This is a genomic window from Cupriavidus sp. 96C5-1, assembly GCF_057798855.1.
This window is the reverse complement of the sequence record NZ_JBYOJU010000008.1, coordinates 33,060-54,388: the sequence shown is the minus strand read 5'-3', so window position 1 is coordinate 54,388 and position 21,329 is coordinate 33,060. Positions and strand designations below refer to the sequence as shown.

19 protein-coding genes and 3 pseudogenes are annotated in these 21,329 nt (G+C 61.2%); 14 read left to right on the top strand and 8 right to left on the bottom strand.

The features are described from left to right. The first annotated feature begins 11 nt into the window (after positions 1-11). Positions 12-1,019 (top strand): LysR family transcriptional regulator, encoded by a 1,008-nt coding sequence (locus tag AC3FOF_RS12055; protein WP_488726698.1) that lies wholly within the window; start codon positions 12-14, stop codon positions 1,017-1,019. 275 nt (positions 1,020-1,294) lie between these two features. Here the strand turns inward: AC3FOF_RS12055 and AC3FOF_RS12050 are convergent, their stop codons facing one another. After that, positions 1,295-2,245: a LysR family transcriptional regulator gene (locus AC3FOF_RS12050; protein ID WP_276267756.1), complete on the bottom strand. Its 951-nt coding sequence runs from the start codon at positions 2,243-2,245 to the stop codon at positions 1,295-1,297. A gap of 137 nt (positions 2,246-2,382) precedes the next feature. Here AC3FOF_RS12050 and AC3FOF_RS12045 point away from each other — a divergent pair, with 137 nt between their 5' ends. Next, positions 2,383-2,832 carry a cupin domain-containing protein gene (locus AC3FOF_RS12045; protein WP_276267757.1) on the top strand — a complete coding sequence of 150 codons (450 nt, stop codon included), beginning with the start codon at positions 2,383-2,385 and terminating at the stop codon, positions 2,830-2,832. Between the two features lie 388 nt (positions 2,833-3,220). Further along, a pseudogene (locus AC3FOF_RS12040) lies at positions 3,221-3,462 on the top strand (H-NS family nucleoid-associated regulatory protein). Between the two features lie 284 nt (positions 3,463-3,746). Here the strand turns inward: AC3FOF_RS12040 and AC3FOF_RS12035 are convergent. Both AC3FOF_RS12035 and AC3FOF_RS12030 read right to left on the bottom strand, forming a co-directional pair. Further along, positions 3,747-4,463: a DNA alkylation repair protein gene (locus AC3FOF_RS12035; RefSeq protein WP_488726697.1), complete on the bottom strand. Its 717-nt coding sequence runs from the start codon at positions 4,461-4,463 to the stop codon at positions 3,747-3,749. Positions 4,464-4,727: 264 nt separating this feature from the next. Then, entirely contained in the window at positions 4,728-5,159 is a 432-nt protein-coding gene (locus AC3FOF_RS12030) for a hypothetical protein (protein WP_488726696.1), read from the bottom strand. Between the two features lie 162 nt (positions 5,160-5,321). On the opposite strand from AC3FOF_RS12030, the gene AC3FOF_RS12025 reads away from it, so the two are divergent. The 7 genes from AC3FOF_RS12025 (at position 5,322) to AC3FOF_RS11995 (ending at position 9,622) form a co-directional block, all read left to right on the top strand. After that, a complete protein-coding gene (locus AC3FOF_RS12025) occupies positions 5,322-5,708 on the top strand; it encodes a tyrosine-type recombinase/integrase (RefSeq protein ID WP_488726695.1) in 387 nt (128 codons plus the stop codon). Then, a complete protein-coding gene (locus tag AC3FOF_RS12020; protein WP_488726694.1) occupies positions 5,698-5,952 on the top strand; it encodes an H-NS family nucleoid-associated regulatory protein in 255 nt (84 codons plus the stop codon). The genes AC3FOF_RS12025 and AC3FOF_RS12020 overlap by 11 nt, the downstream gene beginning before the upstream one ends. Before the next feature lie 312 nt (positions 5,953-6,264). Continuing rightward, on the top strand, positions 6,265-6,396 hold the full coding sequence (locus tag AC3FOF_RS12015; RefSeq protein ID WP_488726693.1) for a hypothetical protein: 132 nt from the start codon (positions 6,265-6,267) through the stop codon (positions 6,394-6,396). Between the two features lie 813 nt (positions 6,397-7,209). Continuing rightward, the gene (locus AC3FOF_RS12010; protein WP_488726692.1) at positions 7,210-7,440 is read left to right on the top strand and encodes a hypothetical protein; all 231 of its coding nucleotides are present in this window, start codon (positions 7,210-7,212) and stop codon (positions 7,438-7,440) included. A 28-nt stretch (positions 7,441-7,468) separates the two neighbouring features. Then, on the top strand, positions 7,469-8,233 hold the full coding sequence (locus AC3FOF_RS12005) for a pentapeptide repeat-containing protein (protein ID WP_488726691.1): 765 nt from the start codon (positions 7,469-7,471) through the stop codon (positions 8,231-8,233). A gap of 45 nt (positions 8,234-8,278) precedes the next feature. Beyond that, positions 8,279-8,722, top strand: coding sequence for a tetratricopeptide repeat protein (locus AC3FOF_RS12000; protein ID WP_488726690.1), 444 nt, complete (start codon positions 8,279-8,281; stop codon positions 8,720-8,722). 600 nt (positions 8,723-9,322) lie between these two features. After that, on the top strand, positions 9,323-9,622 hold the full coding sequence (locus AC3FOF_RS11995; RefSeq protein ID WP_488726689.1) for a DUF4365 domain-containing protein: 300 nt from the start codon (positions 9,323-9,325) through the stop codon (positions 9,620-9,622). 8 nt (positions 9,623-9,630) lie between these two features. On the opposite strand, the pseudogene AC3FOF_RS11990 reads toward AC3FOF_RS11995, so the two are convergent. Continuing rightward, a pseudogene (locus AC3FOF_RS11990) lies at positions 9,631-10,146 on the bottom strand (IS5 family transposase); the annotation flags it as partial. Positions 10,147-10,600: 454 nt separating this feature from the next. On the opposite strand from AC3FOF_RS11990, the gene AC3FOF_RS11985 reads away from it, so the two are divergent. Beyond that, the gene (locus AC3FOF_RS11985; protein WP_488726688.1) at positions 10,601-10,780 is read left to right on the top strand and encodes a hypothetical protein; all 180 of its coding nucleotides are present in this window, start codon (positions 10,601-10,603) and stop codon (positions 10,778-10,780) included. A gap of 55 nt (positions 10,781-10,835) precedes the next feature. Here the strand turns inward: AC3FOF_RS11985 and AC3FOF_RS11980 are convergent, their stop codons facing one another. Then, positions 10,836-13,505 (bottom strand): C1 family peptidase, encoded by a 2,670-nt coding sequence (locus AC3FOF_RS11980; RefSeq protein ID WP_488726687.1) that lies wholly within the window; start codon positions 13,503-13,505, stop codon positions 10,836-10,838. Between the two features lie 874 nt (positions 13,506-14,379). On the opposite strand from AC3FOF_RS11980, the gene AC3FOF_RS11975 reads away from it, so the two are divergent. From AC3FOF_RS11975 to AC3FOF_RS11965, 3 genes and pseudogenes are all read left to right on the top strand, one after another. Then, a complete protein-coding gene (locus AC3FOF_RS11975) occupies positions 14,380-14,553 on the top strand; it encodes a hypothetical protein (RefSeq protein ID WP_488726686.1) in 174 nt (57 codons plus the stop codon). Between the two features lie 289 nt (positions 14,554-14,842). After that, the gene (locus AC3FOF_RS11970; RefSeq protein ID WP_488726685.1) at positions 14,843-15,652 is read left to right on the top strand and encodes a hypothetical protein; all 810 of its coding nucleotides are present in this window, start codon (positions 14,843-14,845) and stop codon (positions 15,650-15,652) included. Positions 15,653-15,964: 312 nt separating this feature from the next. Continuing rightward, positions 15,965-16,986, top strand: a pseudogene (locus tag AC3FOF_RS11965) (ISNCY family transposase); the annotation flags it as partial. 9 nt (positions 16,987-16,995) lie between these two features. Here AC3FOF_RS11965 and dld read toward each other — a convergent pair. The 3 genes from dld to AC3FOF_RS11950 form a co-directional block, all read right to left on the bottom strand. Beyond that, positions 16,996-18,735: a D-lactate dehydrogenase gene (gene dld, locus AC3FOF_RS11960; RefSeq protein WP_488726807.1), complete on the bottom strand. Its 1,740-nt coding sequence runs from the start codon at positions 18,733-18,735 to the stop codon at positions 16,996-16,998. Positions 18,736-18,883: 148 nt separating this feature from the next. After that, the gene (locus tag AC3FOF_RS11955) at positions 18,884-19,669 is read right to left on the bottom strand and encodes a class II aldolase/adducin family protein (protein ID WP_488726684.1); all 786 of its coding nucleotides are present in this window, start codon (positions 19,667-19,669) and stop codon (positions 18,884-18,886) included. A 135-nt stretch (positions 19,670-19,804) separates the two neighbouring features. Continuing rightward, the gene (locus AC3FOF_RS11950) at positions 19,805-21,139 is read right to left on the bottom strand and encodes an MFS transporter (RefSeq protein WP_488726683.1); all 1,335 of its coding nucleotides are present in this window, start codon (positions 21,137-21,139) and stop codon (positions 19,805-19,807) included. Between the last annotated feature and the right edge of the window lie 190 nt (positions 21,140-21,329).

Below are 21,329 nucleotides of genomic sequence, written 5' to 3'. Positions count from 1 at the left end.
AAGGAAGCCCAATGGACAAGCTGCGTTCCTTGCACTACTTCGTCGCCGCGGCCGAGGCAGGGAGTTTTGCCGGCGCGGCGCGCAGGCATGGTGTCAGCGTTGCTGCCGTGGCCAAGCTCATTGCCACGCTGGAACGCCATGTAGGGATTCCCCTGTTCGAGCGGCACGCGCGCGGACTGGCGCTGACGGCGGCTGGCCGGCACTACCTGGAGGCCTGCCGGCCGGCGCTCGCGCAACTCGCGGCGGCCGACGAACAGGTGGTTACCGCAACTTCGCAGGCCAGGGGAACCGTCGTTGTCGGCATCCAACCCGTCATCGCTCAGGAATGCCTGACAGCGGCCCTGCCGCGTTTCCGGTCCATGTACCCAGACATCGAACTGGACGTGCGCTATTTCATGCGTGTGACAGTGGAGCAGACGCGCGGCGTTGACGTCTTCCTGATCATGGGCTGGCCGGAAGCCGGCGATCTGGTGCAGCGTCATATCGGCGCCACAAGCTTCGTGGTCTGTGCCGCGCCGTCCTATTGGGCCAGGCACGGCATGCCCCGCCACCCGAGCGAGCTTGAGCGGCACAACTGCTTGTGCATTCGCGGCAATACCGGCACCGTGATGGATCTCTGGCACTTCAAACGCGGCGAGGAGCGCGTGTCGGTTTCCGCGCGAGGCTGGCTGGTGGTGGACAACGCCCATCGCGACATGGTTCGCGATGTCGCCCTGGCCGGTGGCGGCGTGGCTCGGCTGCTGGACTGGCACAAGCGCCCGGGCCGCGAGATCGCGAGTGGCGCGCTGGTACCGGCCCTGGTCGACTGGGAACAGACCGAGGTCCCGCCGGTCAATCTGCTATATCCGCCCAGCGTGCGGCGCATTCCCCGGGTGCGTCTCTTCATGGACTTCGTGACCCAGGTCTTCCTTGAGATCGAGCAGCAGCGCGAGCAGCATGCGCCGTCGACTGCGACGCCACGATGGCTCAAGGCGAAGCGCCTTCGCGCCTCGCATACGCACGACGGCGAAGTTGGCTGAGCCCCCGGTTCTCAAGACCGCGTAAGGTGCCACAGTCCGTCGCGGCATCGGAGCTGCCCATCGATTTCGCGCCCGCGAAAATCCGTTCGTAGGGGGCTACCGGCCTGCCCTTTAGGAGCCCCCAGTGGCAGCCGCGGGGCCGGATCGTGGAGCCTGGCAGCGGCGAAGCCATGACCGACACCATCCGGCGCACGACACCCGTGTGGCGGGATCTGATCCGGCGTGCAGCGATCACTGTCGATTGAAGTGATCTGAGCCTGCAAGAAAGCCCTATTCTATCCAACGGACATCCTTGCCCTATCGGCATGGAGCACTGTGATCTCCTGCGGATCGAAATCAGAAAAGGCCTCGCGCGCGAAGCGCAGGAAGGCTGCCACCCGTGGCACGCTAACGGCGCCACGTCTGTAGAGCAGATGAATGTCGAAGCTCGGCGGACATGACCATTGCGGCAGCAGGCGAATGAGCCGGCCGGAGCTGAGGACCGCCGGATCGAAGCAGGCCATGTAGATGATGCCGGCGCCTGCCTGCGCCGCCACCAGCAGCGCTTCGCGATCCGGAGTCGCGAGCGCAGGACGCACATGCACCGCCTCGCGGTGGCCATCGCGTTCGAAGGTCCAGTGGTTTAGGGGACCGGCCGCCCAAGGCATGCGAAACAGCAGGCAGCGATGATTCACTAGGTCGGCGGGGTGCGACAGTTCGCCAAAACGGCGCACGTAGTCCGGTGAAGCATAGGCTGCCGGTCGGCCCTGGCCCAGCCGCTGCGCCACGAGCCGCGACGGAGGCGGGGCGCCGACATGCAGCAACACGTCGAGGTTCTCGGACTGCATGTCGCGCGGATCCTGCGTCAGCCGCGTTTCGATGCAAAGATCGGGATGAAGATCATGCAACCTGGCTAGTCTGGGCATCAGCACGTGGCGGGCCAGGGGAGCCTGTACGCCCACACGCACGACGCCACCGATCCGCCCTTGCTTGTGCACCAAATCCTTGTCCAGTGCAGCCATGCGAGTCAGGATGTCCACGGCCCGGCGATAAACCTCGGCGCCTTCCTGGGTGAGTTTGAGCTCGCGCGTCGTCCGGTTGAACAACCGGAACTTCAGTTCGCCTTCTAGACCGGCAATGCCGCGGCTGAGCGCCGATGGCGTCAAGTCCATGAGGCGTGCAGCCGCGGCGAAGCTACCGCTGTTGGCCACGTGGACCAGCATCTGGAGGCGATGGGTGCGATCCAATGCGAACTCCTTGTCCCACGCGAGGGAGTGGGGATTCGTGAGAATAGCGCACGACTGAAATTCGGCCAAGCGGCTCGACGCCGCCAGGCACACCACCTATGCTGCCTAAAGACTTTGACCCCCACAGGAGAAGCGCGATGACAAAACCATGGTGTGCCGCGATCGCGGCCTTGGCTGGCGCGATGATCGCGACGAACGGCTTAGCCCAGACAACCGCAATGTGTGCCGGCCTAAGCGACGCTGCATCGTGGGCAGCAGACCGCGAAGCGGTGACAGCCGCCCCCAGGAATCACAAGGTCATCTACGAAACGGCAAACATGCGTGTGCTCGAGGTGACGGTACTTCCAGGCGAACGCGAGATTTCACATCACCACCGCTGGCCAAGCGTGATGGTGGTTGACTCGCGTCCACCCTACGTTAACTACGACAAGGACGGCAAGGTGTTCCAGTCGGTCGTACAGGGGCAGCAGTCGGTCGAACTCCCTCTGATGGTCCGGTTGCCGGCTCAGGCCGAGCACGCTATCGAGAACACTGGCGATAGGCCCTTCCACGCCATTCGCATCGAGTACAAGCAGCAATGCCAGTAAGGAGGGAGTGCGCCAGTATCCGTGGATCGCTCGGGAAGTCAGGATCCGAAACGCCGTAATTGGATCCGAGCACGAGTTCATGCAGGTGCTCCCCTCCCAGCCAATGGTCCACAGCAATACGCCGTGCGGGCCGAGCGGCTAGCCGCGGCCAGCACGCACTGGCTGCGGCACACGCACATTTCACACGGGCTGGCCGCCGGCGTGCCGATCGAGGTGATGCGGCAGAAGGCTAGTCATGACTCGCTCGCCACGGCCTCTCGCTACGTGACGCGTGACGACCGAGGACGCGGAGCATGGAGGCGATACAGGCTGTGTGGGAGGCCGGCAAGGCCAACTGATTGTGCGGCCCAAATCGTTGCACCTTTCCGACTCCCAAAACGTTATACCTATGTCCCTCGAGATCGGGCGCACCGCAGCCAGGATCCGTGTGCAGATGGCCAGGCACGGCCTGACCTTGACCGACCTGCAGAAGGCCGGCTGCTTCGCCGAGAAGGCGCTGCCGCCGGCACCGAGCCGACGCGCACCTACCGCAACGCCGAAGGGCAGAAATGGGACGGGCAGGGAGAGATGCCGGCTTGGCTGCAGCGGGCCGTCAACGCGGGGCAGTCGCCCGAGTTCTTCCGGGTCTAGTTGTGCCGTGTTCCAATCTCCGGCTAAAGGGCGATGGATGACCTATCACGCGAAGAACTCGCGCTTCTCGCCGCCAATCGCCGCATTGACGAGGCGCAATGAAGAATCACCAAAATGAACCGTAACGTACAGCGCCTTCGTGCAAACGGAACCGTAAGCTCCGACGCAGACGAGCTGCCATCTGAGTCCGGTGCTCGGCCACATCCTGGCTACGATCGCGGTCGTACAGATGGGTGACTGGGCCCTTCCGCCTTTCGCACCATGCATCTGCGAGACGTCTGTCGTCAAGCTTGCAGGTGCCTCCCAGCTTCGCGAACCGTCAACGGGGAAAGGCTGTCGCGATGGGCGGCGAGGAATGCTGACACTGCAGCCCGATTCCAGTTCGCGTAGTCGCGCAGGGCCCAGCCGATCGCCTTACGGATGAAGAAGTCGGTCTCCGGCGCCAACGTTCGCGCGTAGCGGAAGAGCCGCGCCTCGTCCGTCTCTAGCTGCCATCCCAGTTGGTGGAGCATCGCAACGCGCCGCACCCACGGCGAGTCGTGTCCGAGCCAAGCATCAGCGCAGGCCTGCGCGTCGGCATCGGTTTTTCGCTCGCGCGCGATCACGGTGCCGATCGTAACGGCGAGGCTGTCGACGGTGTCCCACCATGGCTCGGACTGGGCGAGAGCGAGGATCGGCGCGATCCGCGTGGCATCGAACCGGGCAGCGTACTTGCGCAGCAGATCCGTGGCTGCATAGCGGTATTCGCGCTCGGGTTCGCGCCACAGCAGTTGTGCAACGGAAATCCATTCGCAGTCGTGCCATGGCGCGGTCGGCAGGGCGCGCAGCGCCCGCCGGCGGGCCGGCGTGGGAATGCCGAGGAACGGAAACTGATCGCGCATGTAGGCACGCATTTGGGCGGCGGCGACCGGATCGGCTAGCGGCTGCAGCGCGCGGCGGATGTGCCCGACGTAGGTCTCGGGAGTGATGTCAGTGGGGGGAGTTGGCCGTTCTGCCGTCATGCCTGTCGGCTCCGATCCTTGTGCATAGCACGAATGGTATCAATACCCGTTGCGGTATGGGGGTGAACAGCTACGACGGCGTTGTGAACATTTCCCCGTCAGGCAGATGTCGGCCAGTTCCTGCCGCCGATCCTTCTGCTTCCGATGTCCGGTCAGACACTGAAAGAGGACGCACGGCTGACAGTTGGCTATGGCGTCGTCTTCCCGACGCTGTGCGAAGCGACCCACGCCAAGCCCTGCTAATGGGCTCGCCGCGCTGGGGGTCTACAGGCGATAAAAGGGGACCACTCCACCGCGAGGGATATGCAAAATGCAGCCCCGCCCGGTGGGGTGGCCGATCACATAGACGCGGTGCATACGATTGTCGATGATCGCTTCGGCTTGGAACTCGGACGGTGGGACGCAGTAAACGTTGGCGCGCTCATATACCGCGCCGCTGACCAGCGCTTGCACAGCCACACTGAAATCATCATGGACGTGGCGTGGTGGCGCGTCAAAATCCACCATCCCGGCGGAGTTATGCGGCTCCCAGATGAGTCCGTAGTCGACATCCTTTGCCCACTGCTTGACCGTGTTGAATGTCGAGCCACTGTTGGCAGTCGTGACGGCAAAAGCCAGCGCAGTGGGCGGCTTCACAAGGAGCGCTACCAGCGAAGCTGCAGCGAACAGGGAACGAGGTGGATCGATTAACGTCATGATTTTCAATCCTTATTTGAATGAAATTAAAATAAACGATGTCATTCTTGGCGCGTCTAGTTAATGGAAGATAAATTTTGAATCTAGTTCCGTTGATTTCTTTTCATACACACTTGAATGGTTCTAATACTCGCATCCAGGTCCCGGGCGGCGTCGCGCTGCTTGGTCACGCCACCGACCCTGGGCGAGCGGGCGCCGTGGGCCGGCGCGCGCGCCGCCAGCCCCGTCGATGCCGCCGCCGGCATCGGCACCGTCACGCTCGGCAAGCAGATCAAGGGATTCTCTTCGCGGCCTGGGCCGGCCGCCAGAACGCACTGGCTGCGCCATACCCATATTGCCCACGCGCTGGCGGCCGGGGCGCCGCTAGAGGTAGTGCAGCAGAATGCCGGCCACGCCTCGCTCGACACCACCACCCGTTACGTGACCACCGAGGCCGAGCGGCGGATGGAGGCGATGCAGGCGGTGTGGAAGCTGGCAAGCTCGACTGATTGTGCGGCCCAAATCGTTGCCCCTTTCCGACTCCCGAAACGTTATACCTATGTCCCTTGAGATTGAGCGCGCCGCGGCCACGGTGTGGATCCGAGTGCAGATGGCCAGGCACGGCCTGACCTTGGCCGACCTGCAGGCAGCCGGTTGCTTTGCCGTCGTGGCGCCACCGCCGCCGGCTCCCGAGCCGGCGCGCACCTACCGCAACGCCGATGGGCAGAAATGGGACGGGCAGGGCGAGATGCCGGCCTGGTTGCAGCGGGCTGTCAATGCGGGGCAGTCGGCGGAGCATTTCCGGGTGGGATGACGCTACGCGAACAGCCGGGCCAAGAGGGGGCTGTGGAACAAGGCCGCCCGCTTGCGTGCGCAGGCGGAACTCGCGACACCACGCTGTGCCCGCAGACCAAGCGTCTCCTCCAGGCGTGCGCCCGCGAGCGGGGCCTGGAGGATGCGTGCGGGCGCGCGCACGCCTGGGTCCCAACTGTGGGAAGATGCCAGCGCTGCTGGAGTGAGCGTGATTGAAAGATCTAGAACGCCCCCTCCGTAGGGTAGCAAGAGAAAGTGCCAGATCCGTATCATCGGTGTACTGCCCACACCGGGCATCCAGGAGCAAGTCGTCATGGGCGTTATCGAACAAGGCCAGCTGGCAAGGGAGTTCGAGGGCTACGAAGATCAAAACACGGTGTTCGAGTTCTGCAGTGGCGGCAAATGGCGCCAGGCACGCTTCCACTTTGAGTACCACTATGCCTAATGCCACAGGCCAAGGTCATCCAGGAGGACGGCAAGTACGTTCGGGGCCGGCAAGATCGAGGTCGAGCGGGCCTATTGAGGCATCGCAAAGGTCTGGCGCCGGCCCGGGCGGCTTTTTCATCCGAGCCAGGCTAACGATGCGGTTGGGGGACTGTTGATGACCACGGCAGTCTGGCTCTCGAACCTGGAACGGGCGACCGTGTGCGGGGTTTCGGCCGAGGCCTGGGGACTCGCTGGCGTTGGCAGGACTTTGCTGCCGCCCATTGGCCTTTTCGTCGGATGCCCCGCTTGACTGCGCAGGACTGACGCATGCTGAGTGACCATGACGACTGACCTCCTTTATCCCGCCTGCTGGCCACTGGCTGTGGTGCTGGCCTGGTACAGTTGGCAGGCGCGGCCACCTCCTAGGACGCGACGGTCGCCGCTGGAACCGCGCGGCGACGCCGATGCGTTTCTGGATCGAGGCGGCGGGTGGTCTCGCCTTGGCGGCAGCGCTTGCAGCCGACGGGACGCTTTACCCACTGGGTCTCAATCGCCCATGACGGCTGGCCCCGGCGGAGGAAATGCACACCGCCGGCTGTTTCCCGCAGCGCGATCATGGATTTTAAAGTGAGCCGCGACGGCATCATTGCGAAAATGAACGGCTACCGGCGCTTTATCGAACCTGCAGTTGCTGCCGAGATTGGCATCGAATGGGGCTGGAGTATCCAGGCGTGACGGCCTACGTCCAGGGCATGAGATGATCTATACACGACACCCAAGAAGCCATCGCGGACTGGCTGTCCGCGCAGCCGAATATCAAACGAGGATTTTCATGAGCGCCAGCCTGTTTGACCTGCACGTCGCCCAGACCTGTCCGGACGAGTACGCTGCGTTGCGCGAGGCCAATGCGCGCTACCGCGCGCTGGCCGTGCGCTTTCTCGATGGTGACGCTGCCGTGACCGAGGCCGACTGCCTGTCAGCCAAGGATGAAGCAGATCGCGCGGAGGCCGCCGCGCGTGCGGCCTTCCGCCTGGCGATCCAGACTCTGGCCGATCAGATCTAAGGATGAAAATCAAGTGGTAAGAAAGGCGATGCCCGAACCATTGGCTGCCGGCGAGTATTTGGCAAAATGCCGGGAGCCCAGCCACATGGCGGCCATCTTGAATGGCCATGAGGAAATGTTCCCCCGAGCGCGCTGCGTTAGTGACGGTCGCTGGTGCACTTTCTTCCGCGATGGCGCCGCCGTGTGGGAGTGCAACGCCAGCTATGCCGCGGCGCATTTCATCTTCGAACCCCTGACCAGTGAGGCCACCATGGAAACCCATATGCCAGCGTCAAGGCTCAGCTACGAAGACTCATGCCGTCGACTGCAAGAAGGCTACCTTGAGGCAGGCGTTGTTCCGCCGATGCCCGATCATATGCCACAGGCCGACGATGTGTATCTTGGAGTCAGTTTCTTTCGCACATTCGTAGGCGGAGGCGACGACCTGAGCAATCTCACTCTTCCCCGTACATTCTTCGGGCGCTCAGAAATCAATAACGCGCTGTTTCAAAGCACAGATTTGACGGAGTCAAACCTGTGCTGGAACGATTTCACAGACGTTGATTTCACAAACGCAATATTGACCGGAAGTGACCTCAGGGCATCCGTTTTCACTCGTGTAAAGTTTGTATCTGCAGATCTCACCGACACAGATATGCGGCAATCTTCGTTTTCGGACTGCGAATTCACGGACGCACATATGGCGGGAGTCGTACTCACTGAGGAGCAAGGCAAGAAACTACTGCTTTCTGCCAAGCAGCGTGCCGACATCGCATGGGCAAAAGATGATGGCACGGAGCCAAGCGGTGGCTAAGCGGGCGGCTTCGCCGCCGCTTAACTCCAACTTTCGGTTCCCCCAATGCACGAGCTACCTACTACCGTCCACGAAAGAATCACAACGATCGCGGCCAGCGGTGACATGCTGGCGGAACGCGGACAGTACGAGCAGGCCATCGCCAAGTACAACGAGGCATGGTCGATCGTTCCCGAGCCGAAGAACCAGTGGGAAGCGAGTACCTGGTTGCTGACAGCTATCGGTGACGCTTGCTTCTTGTCCGGCTACTTCACGTCTGGTGCCGAAGCGTTTCGCTATGCAATCTGTTGCCCCGGCGGCCTGGGAAATCCATTCGTTCATCTCCGTCTCGGGCAGTGCGAACTGGAGCGTGGCCGCAACAGCGAAGCGGTAGAGCATTTGGCCAGAGCGTACATGCTCGAAGGTAAGGACATCTTTTCCAATGATTCTCAGAAATATTTTGAGTACCTCAAGACCCAAATCAAGCCCCCAGCGTTGGGGGACTGGTGAACCCGCTCCATCGAGCGGACAGCTTCGAACTTCGCTTGCGTCTGCCGCTCATGTCGAACGTTGGGCTGCACAGGGAGAAAGCGGATGTTGATCTGGTTCGAGAAGGCTTGCGTCGCCAAACACCCGCCATACGTTTCCAGTCATGACGACTCCACCCGATCGGGCAATCGCCTGTTGATGCTCTAATACAGATTGGTGTGCATGAGCACGCCGGTGGGAATCCCGGCTGACTCGGCTGCCGACGGCCGAGAACGCTTCCACCGTTGCGCGAATGCCGCAACTCTCCGGTGACATCGACTGGCAATACAGACACTTGCTAAAGCTATTCGATGCCTGCCCTCAGGCAGCATCTGGTTGTTGGTCACTTTTCCTTCTATTAGTGGCGTCGGCTCGCATAGTTTTGGCCCATTGGGCCGCGCATACCCATGAAATGCAATCCCATGCCGCTCCCTTGAGCCGCCAGAAGGCTTCGTCGCGGCAAAAACATACGTACACCAGGAATCTGTCGGCTAAAATAACTGATTGAGAAGAAGAAACTCGTAAATATTTTGATTTTTTCTTTTCATCTTCGAATAAGACGATAAATCAGCATCTGGACAATTGCTTTTCCTGCAGTTGAAGTCTGGATACTCCTATCTGTACACGAAGGTCGATGGCAAAGAGATATTCACGATAAAGGAACCACGACACGCTGACTATTGGGCGAACCAGATAGCACCTGTGATGCTGGTTCATAGATCGTCTAATGGTATCATTAGATGGATGGAAATACGCAAGCACCTGCAGGAGGAGCGCAAGAAAGGAAAACGAGTGAAGCAAATTGAGTTCAAGGGTGAGCCATTCGATGTCGATAGCATCTTGCGCCTGAGAAAAAGTCTTTTGAATAACAATCGTCATTAGAACTCCTTTCAAAATGCATTCTCTTCACGCTGAAGGGTGCGCCAACAAATGAGGCAACAGGCCAGCTTGAGGAGAGCTTCGTGAATGTCTGCGCGACGCTCGAAGCGGGTGCGCAGACGACGGAATGCATGCAGCCAGGCATGAGTACGCTCGACGACCCAGCGGATCTTGCCGAGTCCACTGCCATGGAGCTAACCACGCCGGGCGATCGAAGTCGGGATTCCGGCAGCATGAAGCGGTCGACGATATTTGTCGTGGTCGTAAGCGCGGTCAGCGTAGATCCGACCTGGCTTGCGCAAGGGATGGCCCCGGATAGCAGGAATTGCTTCGATCAGAGGCAAGAGCTGGGTAATGTCATTGCGGTTCGCGCCAGTCAGGATGACCGCGATCGGCGTCCCGTTGGCGTCGGTGGCGACGTGGTGCTTGGAACCAGTTCGCGCGCGATCGGTGGGGTTCGGTCCTGTTCTTAGCCCGCCCCAACCGCTCGCCCAGTTGATCGAGGAGCAATGCAAGGCCGAGCGCGCGGTGGCGCCGGCGGTGATCGCGCGGCTGGGGGCCTACTTGGCCGTCCGCGGCCATCCGGCCGCCACGGATGCCACTCGGGTTCCGGGCGGCGTAGCGCTGCATCGGCCACGCGACCGACCTGGGCGAGCGGGAGCCGTGGGCCGGCGCGCGCGCCGCCAGCCCACGTCGATGCCGCCGCTGGCATCAGCGCCGTCACGCTCGCCAAGCAGATCAAGGGCTTCATGACGGCCTGCGCCGGCACACTGCGCCTTGCCGATTCGAGTGGAGCGGCGCCGCTGGAGGTAGTGCAGCAGAAAGCCGACCACGCCTCGCTCGACATCGCCACGCGCTGTGTGACCACCGAAACGGCGCGGCGCATGGAAGCGAATGCGGCCGGTGCGGGAGGCCGGCAAGGGCGACCAATTGCCCGCCCCCAAATCGTTGCACCTTTCCGACTCCCAAAACGTTATACCTATGTCTCTTGAGATCGAGCGCGCCGCAGCCACGGTGTGGATCCGTGTGCAGATGGCCAGGCACGGCCTGACCTTGGCCGACCTGCAGGCGGCCGGCTGCTTCGCCGTCGTGGCGCCACCGCCACCGCCGCCGGCTCCCGAGCCGGCGCGCACCTACCGCAACGCCGAAGGGCAAGGATGACATAGCGCGACCAGACTCCGCGCGATGCCGTGGCGTCCGGTCTACGCTCCATGATCTATTGCCTGGCATTAAGCATGGTCCTAGCGTCAAGCTCCGCGCGCCGGTCCCGCAACGAACTCTCGTTCCGGTGAAACGATAGGCTCGCGCGGCTGCCTTGCCCGTTGGCTGTCTGTATGGCCTGTCCCGCCGGCTGATTGGTGATCACCGCGAAGGTACTAAGCACGGTGAGCCGGTCGTCGTCGAAGTCGCCGTGATGCCTTGCCTGTGAGACGGCGCCGCCTGGTGCTCCGTTCCCGTTCGGTGCGACGACGAGTTGATGGGGCCCGTTCTCTTTGAACAGACTCAAGGTCGTCTCGTCGAGCCAACGATGCATGCCGAGGATGGGCTCGCCGTCGCGGAATCCTGGAACGCGGATGGTCTTCTCGAACGCATTGGACACCAGGTACAGCAGCGACTTGTTGTAGATGCGCGCGCAATTGTCGTCCTGCTCGGCCTTGTCGCTGAGCATGTATAGGTGGAACCGCCGGATCTGCCGGCTGCGGATCGGCCGCAGATAGCGCTCGTTGAACAGTGCCACCGTGCAGGCGGGCGCCCAAAGTGTGCAAGTTTCGATGGGCAGGTCGTTCTCCACCAGCCGCGTGGTCAGGCCGGCATGCAGGATCGACCCGGCACTATGCCCGACGAGATGGATCTCCAGCCGGCGGTCCTTCATCCGGGCCAGGGCCTTCAGATGCTTAGCCACCAGCCATGCGGCGCCATCCCTATTGCTGGCCGCCAGTGCGTTTTCCTTCATTTCGCTCCAGGCCGCCCGACCGCTCAGCGCGCGCGCGACCGGCTCCAGCGCATCGTCGAGGCGGTCGAGCATGAAGTCCTTGGTCGCGTCCAGGATGCCCTCCGGGCGGCGGCGGCGCATCGTATCCTCGAGAATGTTGGATACGGTCGTCCAGTAATCGCTGCGCCAGACGAACGCTAGCGGATATACCTGCCGCGGCAGCAGGTCCGAACGGTAGTCGGCGAGCCGCTGAACCGCCGACGCTTCGTCGACGAGGCCTCCATGGGCGTAAAGCAGGATGCGCACCACTGGCCAGTCAGCCGCGACGCGGGGGATATCTTCTTCAAAGATGTGCCGCAGCCCCTCCTGCGTCAAGCCATAGTCACCGCCGGGGCGCAGGCAGCCGTCATTGCCCACGCTCACGATGTGCGGCCGGAGATCAGCGTAAGCATAGGCCACAGACTCCCCGGACGAAGACGCGTGTGCGGCGGCGGTCGATTCGACTGCGCGCAGCGTCACTGGAGCTCCCAGCCTGGCCACCCATACATCGGTACCATTGCGCAACCAGTCGTCGTAGCTGATGCGCCCGAAACCTCCATGGCCCCAATTCGCCCCCCAAGAGTTCTGCAGCCAGAAACCTTCATCGTCATAGGCGACGATCGCGAACGCGTGGCCGCCGATCTCGTGGTCGGAAAATTCGATCACGCCATCCTGTCCCACGTGGCTCCAGCCGTCGTGCACTGCGCAAGTCGCGTAGAGGATTCCGACCTCTGCGATCGCGGCGTGCATCGCCACGAGGTCCTTGTGGTTGACGCGGAAGTAGGCCCCCAGGGGCCGGCGTCGCGCGTCGGAGGTCCGTTGCGTCGTCAACCCCTTCTTGTCAGGCGTGCGCGAAGCGTAGAGGGCTTCGGAGCAGATGCCATGCTTGTGCCAGCCTTTTATCGCCCCGCGCGCGCTTGAGCCAGAGTAGTCTTCTCCGGGCCACTCGTCGTAGCGTCGCGCTAGGTCATAGAGCATGCGCGGACTGACTGGCGTGCGGTCAGGAACGACCTGGCGCCGGCGCAGCAAATAGTGGGCAACAGTGGCTAGGCCGTATCCCGTGCACGCGCCCTCCTTACCCTGGTCCAGGATTGGCACATCGAACTCAAGGTAGTCACCCAGCGGGATATACGTGGGTACTTCGATCAGCGTCGGCTCGAACATGCGATCGCGGAAGTCCGTCGTGTCGGCGCGTGCATCCAGCGCCGGAACCCGAATCGATCCACGTGCTGACCTGGTTGCCTTCGCCGTCCTCGCGACGGCTGCCTTGCCGGATTCGGGCCTCCCACTCTCGCCTCGCTCCAACTTGATACGCTTGCCCGGGACGGCCGGCCTGACGGCGCCGGCCCGCATGGTGGGGAACGCGTCCTTGAGCACCTCGAGTGCGATGCGGTAGAACGCCTCGCGCTCGGCCAGTCCGTTATAGCCTCCGTTGATCCGGCGGGTGATGCCCTTGAAGTCCCCGGCATCTGCAAGTTCGTTCAAGCTGTTCTTCTGCCAGAACAGGCCGGCGATGCGAAAGCCGACTTCTGGCGTTGCTGCGCGCGCCGGATCGTTGACGATGTCCACGCCGAGCAAGGCGGCATATCGCGTGTAGTTGGCTCGCCCCGTGAGCTGGATCGGTCCCCGGCCCTTGAAGCGCAAGCCGTCGCCAGGCTGCGTGTTGCCGAGTCTGGCAGCCAAGGAACCCGGTGGCTCGTAGTGTTTCTGTGCCTCGGTCGGCCCCCAGATTTCCTCCATGTAGCGGAACTGCCCGGATTCGTGCGCCAGTTGCGCGATGAAGGCTGCCGCGCGAGGCAGATTGTCGATGCCGAATTCGTGCATGGCGTCGTTCAGCGGCGGGGCGAAGCGCAGCAGCCGGGCAGTCGAAGCATTGCGCATGATCTGCATCAGCATGGTTTGAGTGACGCTCATCGTTTTCCCCTTCGGCGGTTAGGTGGTTAATTCTCAGGCACAGTGGGGTTGAACTCGATAAGGAGAAAGGGGAGTCGCGCTGGAGCGCCGCGAAAGCTGAAGGCAATTGCAGAACCGCAGCGCGCTCCTAGCTAGCCTCCCCAATAACGTATCCACGTTGCTTATGCATTGACGCTTCCTGGGAAAATCGCTAGTAGCGGTGACATTTTTCTTGATATATAGCCTAGACATTAAATTACTTCTCCGTATCCCTGCTTAAGTGGGGGATGCGTGCCACCATCTACCGATCTCCTCATGACGCTAGAAGCTGCAGCGCGATAATTTCATCCCCCGATCAGGCCAAGATATTTTTGCGTTTTATCATCAGTATTTGCGCCATTGCGCTACTCTTCTGCCTCTCGATCGCTGTTTCCGCACGATAATGTGTGACTCTCAATTCGTAACAGGCCGTCAGTCAATACTCCAGGAGTTGTGAACGTCGTCTCCTGCGTTATCTGATCGCGGTTGCTAAAATGGGGATGGGCGCTCTAATTCTCTTCGACCCGACACGTTCGCAGCACGGTTCGATGGAACTACCTGTTAGGCTACGTCGCACTCAGGTGGGGCGCTATCCCATCATCCCATGCAGGCCATTTATGTTGGCAAAGGTGTGGCGATGCTACGAATATCGTTTCGGACTGGGCTATTAGTCCTGAGCGGGAGGACATATCCTTGATTGAGGCTTACTTGTATGGCTATTCGTCTCTCAACCTCAACAGGCGCCGTCTTGATGCATGCCAAATAGTGCTGTCGTACTTGGGCCTAACTGAACAGTCGCAGCGCTTGCCAGCCGGCAAGCTGGCCGTTTTCCGTCCGTCCGGGACTGGCGGCCGCCATGGTCAAGTCCGAGATCCTGACCGTGACGATGCGCGAACTGGACCGACTCAAGGTGATGCAGGCCGTGGCTGAGCATGGCTTGGCGATTTCGCGTGCCAGAGAGAAGCTAGGGTCGTCGCGCCGACGGATCGCTTGGTGGAGCGATATTCGGCAGATAGACCGAACTGTCTAGGTTTCGCGCAAACGCAGCCGCCTGCCAGTTGCCGCTAGGCCCGGAATTCCGGGTATGCGGCCTGATCCGCGATAGCTACGTGGACTTTGGCCCGACGCTGGCCGCCGAGAAACTGCGCGAGCGCCATGGGATCGGGGAACAGATAGATACTAATTTGCGATTGGTGATGGGAGCCCTGTCGAATGTCTAGAGTGGCGAGAATTTTGAGTTGTGTGAAAGGCGTTGTAGCTTTCTTCAAGAAGATTTACAAGAAAACGGTTTTCGGCTGGAGGAAAGCTCTATTTTTTGATTGGATCGTGTCGAATACGTTATGGGGGTGGTCGCTTACAATATAGCGGAGAGATTATTTTTCCACATGGAGAGAAAGAGTATTGACGATTTCATTCGCTCTGCCGATTTTGGGATTACGAGATATTGCGTATATGGGATCCTCGCAATCAGTGTCGCCATAGTCCCGCCACTTTATCATAGGTATTACGACCGGCGAATGAGGAGGCGAGTTCGAGAAGATGGGCGCCCAACTAATAGACACACAGTATTCTTCTCGCTGGCCGGCCTTGCGGCCAAGAAGGCGGCAGGTACGTTTATTGTTCCGGCAGCGCTCATTATCGCGACAGCATCCGCAACAGGCTCATGGCAGGGATATAGGTTGGGGGGAATCCTGGTTGGTTTTTCGATATTGGCGGCGTTGTTCGTCTACGAAACATTTGAGCAAGACATTGAACCGCCTGAGCAGATTTCATTCGACTTCCGCCGGAAGCCAGAGGCCAGAAATATCGCGGAAAAAAATATCCGGGATACTTGGCCAGATCATATCAGGAACGCCCTTGGGGACGCCGAGAGCCACGTCCTAGACATCGAGTGCAATCCCGACGAGACCGGGGATAGCGTCTTCGCGCTTTGCAAATTTAGAATAGCTTTTTGCCATTTGAAAAGTGTCGAGAAGCAAGCTCTGTCTGCGGGGATAGAGAGAGTAAAGAGTGAAGTATTTTCAGAATATACTGTCCGTGTCATTGGAAACCTAAAAGGGTTGAGAACTACTACCAGCGAGAAAGCGCCTGGGCGGCCGTGGCGACGAAAGGGCACGAGGGAAAAGTAAGGGAGCGCTTAAGGCCAATGCCAATTGCAAAGATTCGAGCGTGCGGTAGGAGCGATGGTAGAGGGACAACGAGTGCGCTACCGCTGGTGCGGCAAGCGCGAGCCGGTTTGATGACGAGAACAATATTGTGCAAGCGCAAACGAAAGCAAGAATTAGTTGTGTTTGCAAATAATTTAACATAATAGTTATTCGGCGTTTTTTACATGTTGGCCGTTTTTTCTAATGGCGTACTTGGGCCAAATAGAACTGTCGCAGCGCTTGCCGGCCCTGGCAAGCTGGCGGCTTTCCGTCCGTCCGAGACTGGAGGCCGCCATGGGCAAGCCCGAGATCCTGACCGTGACGAGGCGCGAACTGGACCGGCTCAAGGTGATACAGGCCGTGGTGGAGCACGGCCTGGCGGTCTGGCGCGCCGCCGAGAAGCTGGGATTGTCGCGCCGGCAGGTGGAGCGTTTGGCGCAGCGGTACCGGGCGGATGGGCCGAGCGGCCTCGGTTCGCGCAAGCGCGGCCGCCCCAGCAACCGCCAGTTGCCGCCCGGCCTGGAGGTCGCGTGCGCGGCCTGATCCGCGACAGCTACGCGGACTTCGGCCCGACGCTGGCGGCCGAGAAGCTGCGCGAGCGCCATGGCATCGACCTAGCCAAGGAAACGGTGCGCCGGATCATGGTCGACGCGGGCGGGCTTCTGCGTGCCGCGCAGGCAGCGCCCGCCCAAGGTCCACCAGCCGCGCAACCGGCGGGCGTGCCTGGGCGAGCTGGTCCAGATCGACGGCAGCGACCACCACTGGTTCGAAGACCGCGCGCCGGCGTGCACGCTGCTGGTCTATGTCGACGACGCCACCGGCCGCCTGATGCAGCTGCTGTTTGTGCCGACCGAGTCGACACCCGCCTATTTCACCGCCACCCGGGCCTGTCTGGAGCGGCACGGCAAGCCGCAGGCGTTCTATTCGGACAAGTTCAGCGTGTTCCGGGTCAGCGCCAAGGCGAATGCCGAAGGCTGCGGCTACACGCAGTTCGGGCGCGCGTTGTTCGAGCTCAATATCGACATCCTCTGTGCCATTCCAGCCAGGCCAAGGGTCGCGTCGAACGGATGAACGGCACGCTGCAGGACCGCCTGGTCAAGGAGCTGCGGCTGCGCGGCATCGGCTCGATGGATGCCGCCAACGCCTATGCGCCGACGTTTATCGCGGACTTCAACGTGCGCTTTGTCAAGGTGCCAAAGGGCGATTTCAATGCGCACCGGCCGCTACGTGGCGATGAGGATCTGGAACGGATCTTCAGCTGGCGCGAGTGGCGCAAGGTGTCGGCCAGCCTCACGCTGCAATACGACAAGGTGATCTCCGATCATCTATCTCCCCACCGGATCGTCGCGATAGGCTTCAAACTTTGACGTCATCCCAATCCCCGGATTGAAGCAATTGCACGGGTCTAGCTTCTTGTAGAAAGCTGCCAGCGGTGGCTTCGCTTCATACAGATGGCCGACGTTGTGTTCAGCGGGATACTCGGCGCCGCGCCCATCGAGCAGTCTGAGCATTTCATGCTCCAGCGCGATGCAATCGTTGCCCTTGGCGACGATGTAGTCCTGGTGGAAAACGTGGCACAGAAAGTGCCCATAGTACAGCTTCAGGATGATCGGCCGTTCGATCTCCGGCGGCAACTGCTCGAACCAGTTGCAGTCGTTGCGCCGCAGCGCGATGTCGAGGGCGACGATATCCTCCACCTCACGATGGTGCACTGCGCGGTAGCGCACGGCGGCGCTGGCCGCCGCGAAGCGGTGCAGGAGGGCTTTGCGCCCCTCTTCGTCGGTGCATTCAAAGTACCCGCCGCCGCCCTGTGCAAAGCGCTGGGCCAAAAACGCTCGCGCTTCGTCCACTCCCCGCGCCGGCACCTTCAGCATCAGATGGTGCTCGTACTGGTCGCGATACGCCTTCAGACGCGCAGGCAGATGTTCCGGCAGGCACTGGCTGAACCACTGCAACACGCGATCAGTCAGATGCCGAGGCAAGAAGCCCAGGCGTTCGAACCACGCATCGCAGCGCGTCTTCAGGCTGAAGAACATCGGCAGCCGGTGCGTGCCCATCTTGTCGATGATGACGAACAAATCCTTGCCGTACTTGCTCGCGACGTCGAACGCATCGCGATGCAGGTATTCGCCCGCAATCGGCAGGTGCGTAAAATGAGCGAGCGCATGGCGCCGGATGTCGGTGAGCACGCCGGTATCGTTCGTGCCGATGTAGAACACCTTCGCTCCTGGTTCAGCGGCAAACGTGTCGAGGCGCACCGCGAACGTCATCACCTTGCCCGCCGAACCGGACGCCTCGAACAGCCTCCGAGGGTCGGCGTTGAAACGTGCGGGCGTGGGCGCATCGACATCCCGGACATGGGTAGCGTACTCATGGTCAGATGCCGCGGCGCCATCGCGCACGTCGGCATCCGTGAACGTTCCGTTCTCGATGCACGACAGCATCTCTTCCGGCGTGCCGCCGAGCTCAATCCCCAGGTGGTTCACTAGCCGCGGCGTACCCGATGCATCCACGGCGGCGAACAGCGCCATCTCCGTATAGGCCGGCCCGCGGTGCACGAGCGAGCCACCCGAGTTGTTGCTGATGCCGCCCAGCACCGATGCGCCGATACACGACGAACCGATCACCGAATGCGGCTCGCGCCCCAGGGGCTTGAGCGTGCATTCGAGCTGATCCAGCGTCGTGCCGCCGATGCAGACCACCTGCCGCCCGCCATCGACCAGATGGACACGCCGGATGCGCGTGGTGCTGACGATGACCACATCGCGGTCGTAGCCGTCGCCATCGGGCGTTGAGCCCCCGGTCAAGCCCGTATTCGATGCCTGCGTGATGACGATCGCGCGCGCTGCGACGCAGGCGGCCAGCACCCGCCATTGCTCGACCAGTGTGCCGGGGCGCACCACTGCCAGCACGCGGCCAGAGCCAAAGCGGTAGCCCGTACGGTAGCGGCGCGTGGGCGCATCGCCGGTCAGCACGTGGCGCGCGCCGACGATGGCGCCGAGCGAGGCGAGCAGGTTGCTGCCCGCGTTCCCGTCGGAAGCGGAATATGGAGTAACACCGGACATGGGCGGCCTTAGATCTGGCTTCGTCTCGATGTCGTCGCGCACTGTGTCAACGTCAGCGCCGTACCTGTCAGCAGCGCTGCCGCGACGACGACCAGATGTTACTCGCGAGGTGGCAAGGACGAAGAGAGGGTTGAAGTTAGCGTTTGCGTCAGGCGGTGTAGCCTGGCTGTTCCCGATCCATCATCCGGCGCATGGCAGCCCACTCGATGTCATCGTTGGCCGAAGCATCGGAGCTGCCGTCGTACCAGCGCGCCGCCGTGACTTCGCGCACCTCGGGCGACAGCGGTACCAGTTCCCGACCTGTGGCCAGCGCATCCAGCATCGTCTGGCAAGCTTGCTCCAAGTAGTACATGCGCTGAAACGCCTTGGCGACGCTGTCGCCCACGGTCAAGAGGCCGTGATTGCGCAGGATCAGCGTGTAGTTGTTCCCCATGCTTTGGATCAGTCGCTCGCGCTCGTCCAGCAAAACGTTGAAGCCTTCGTAGTCGTGGTACGAAACACGGTTGTGGAACTGCATGCCTGCCTGCGTCATGGGCTCCAGACCATTCTTCAAGCACGAGACGGGAACGCCCGCGCGGCTGTGCGTGTGGAAGATGCACTTGGCATCGGGACGTGCGCCGTGGATGGCACTGTGAATGACGAAGCCTGCACGGTTGATGCGATGGCGCGTGTTCCCGTAGACGTTGCCCTCCAGATCGATCTCGATGAGGTTCGACGCCGTCACCTCGTCGTAGTTGAGCCCGAGGGGATTGATGAGAAATCGATTTGTCTTGCCCGGGATCTTTGCGGTGATGTGGTTATAGATCAGGTCTGTCCACTTGAAGTGGTGTGCCAGCCGGTAGGCGCAGGCGAGGTCTTCGCGCAGCGCCCATTCCTCTTGGTTGTCCGTTCGCTGGCTCACGCTGCCGGCGGCGCTTACTTTTGCTGTGGTCATGGAAGTAGATGATGCCGTAGTCATGGAAATTGGTGATTAGCAGATTTGCGCGATGCCGCCGAGCAATTCCGGCAGGGCTGCACTCGCGTTCTTCCGGAAGCGGAAAATAGGGTGACGCAGGACATGGGAGCGACTTCAGGCCTGGCTCAGCTTCAAGCGCGGTGTCAACAGCGCCAGCACCGCACCCACAAGCGCGGCAACCGACACGACGGCCAAGCCGGCGTTCGTGCTGTGCGTCACGGCTTTCATCCACCCGATGATCGACGGGCTGACAAAGCCCGCGAGGTTGCCGATCGAATTGATCATCGCAATCCCGGCTGCGGCGGCCGCGCCGGTCAGCAGGGTACTGGGATAAGTCCAGAAGACCGGCATCGTCGACAGGATGCCGGCCGTGCCGAGCGATAGCGTGACCAAGGCCAATGCAACGCTATCCGTGTGCAGCGTGCAAGCGTAGAAGCCAATGCTGGCGGCAACCAACGCCAGAGCCAGATGCCAGCGGCGCTCGTTACGGCGATCCGAACTGCGCGCAATCAGGATCATCGACACGACCGCTGCGGCATACGGCACTGCCGTCAACAGTCCCACGTTTAGCGCGTCCTTTACACCCGCTATCGCAATTAGCGTTGGCAGATAGAAGGCCACGCCGTATAGACCCATCATGCAGCAGAAGTAGATCGCGGCCAGCCACCATACCCAGCCATTCGATATGACAGCCTTCAGCGAGTGGTCTGTACCCACAGGCTTATCGCGTGCGATGTTGTCTTCCAGAAGTTTCTTCTCCCGCTCATCCAGCCACGATGCAGCGCGGATCCCGTTGGGCAGCATGAACAGTGTAGCGATGCCAAGCACTATTGAAGGAATCGATTCCAACAGAAATAGCCATTGCCAATTCGCTAGGCCGTGCACTCCATTGAAAACTTGCATGATCCAGCCCGAGAGCGGGCCGCCGAACACGCCTGCCACTGGAACACCGATCATGAAAAGTGCATTCATCCGGCCTCTGCGTGCTGCTGGAAACCAATACGTCAGGTACAGCACTATTCCCGGAAAAAAACCAGCCTCCGCAACACCAAGCAGGAAGCGCATGACATAGAACATTACCGGTGTCGTCACGAATATCGTCGCCGCCGATATCAGCGCCCAGGTCACCATGATGCGGGCGATCCAGACGCGCGCACCCAGGCGGTGCATCAGGATGTTGCTCGGCACCTCGAACAGGAAATAGCCGATGAAGAAAATGCCCGCGCCCAGCCCATACACCGCCTCGCTGAATTTCAGGTCGTTCAGCATTTGAAGCTTGGCGAAACCCACGTTGACACGATCCAGGTACGCCGCTACATAGCAGATGAAAAGGAACGGCAGCAAGCGCCAAGTCACTTTCGCGTAAGTCGCGTTCTCGAACACGGTGGTTGCCGTCGGGCCATGGGCAATGGATCGAGTGGATACACCTCTCGAATGGCTAGAGTTCATCAAAAGTCTCCTGGGACATGCGCAGCTTCATGCTACGGCTAAGTTTTGCTGCCGCGCATTATTTAGCGCCCGCATGAGACTGTCGATAGGCCTTGAGCCTGGTCCTACCAGTTTTAGCGTTCCAAGCTCTGCTCGCCACATCCTTTCAATGCCATGGCATGGACTCTCACTCATTTGCGCGCTCGCCCCG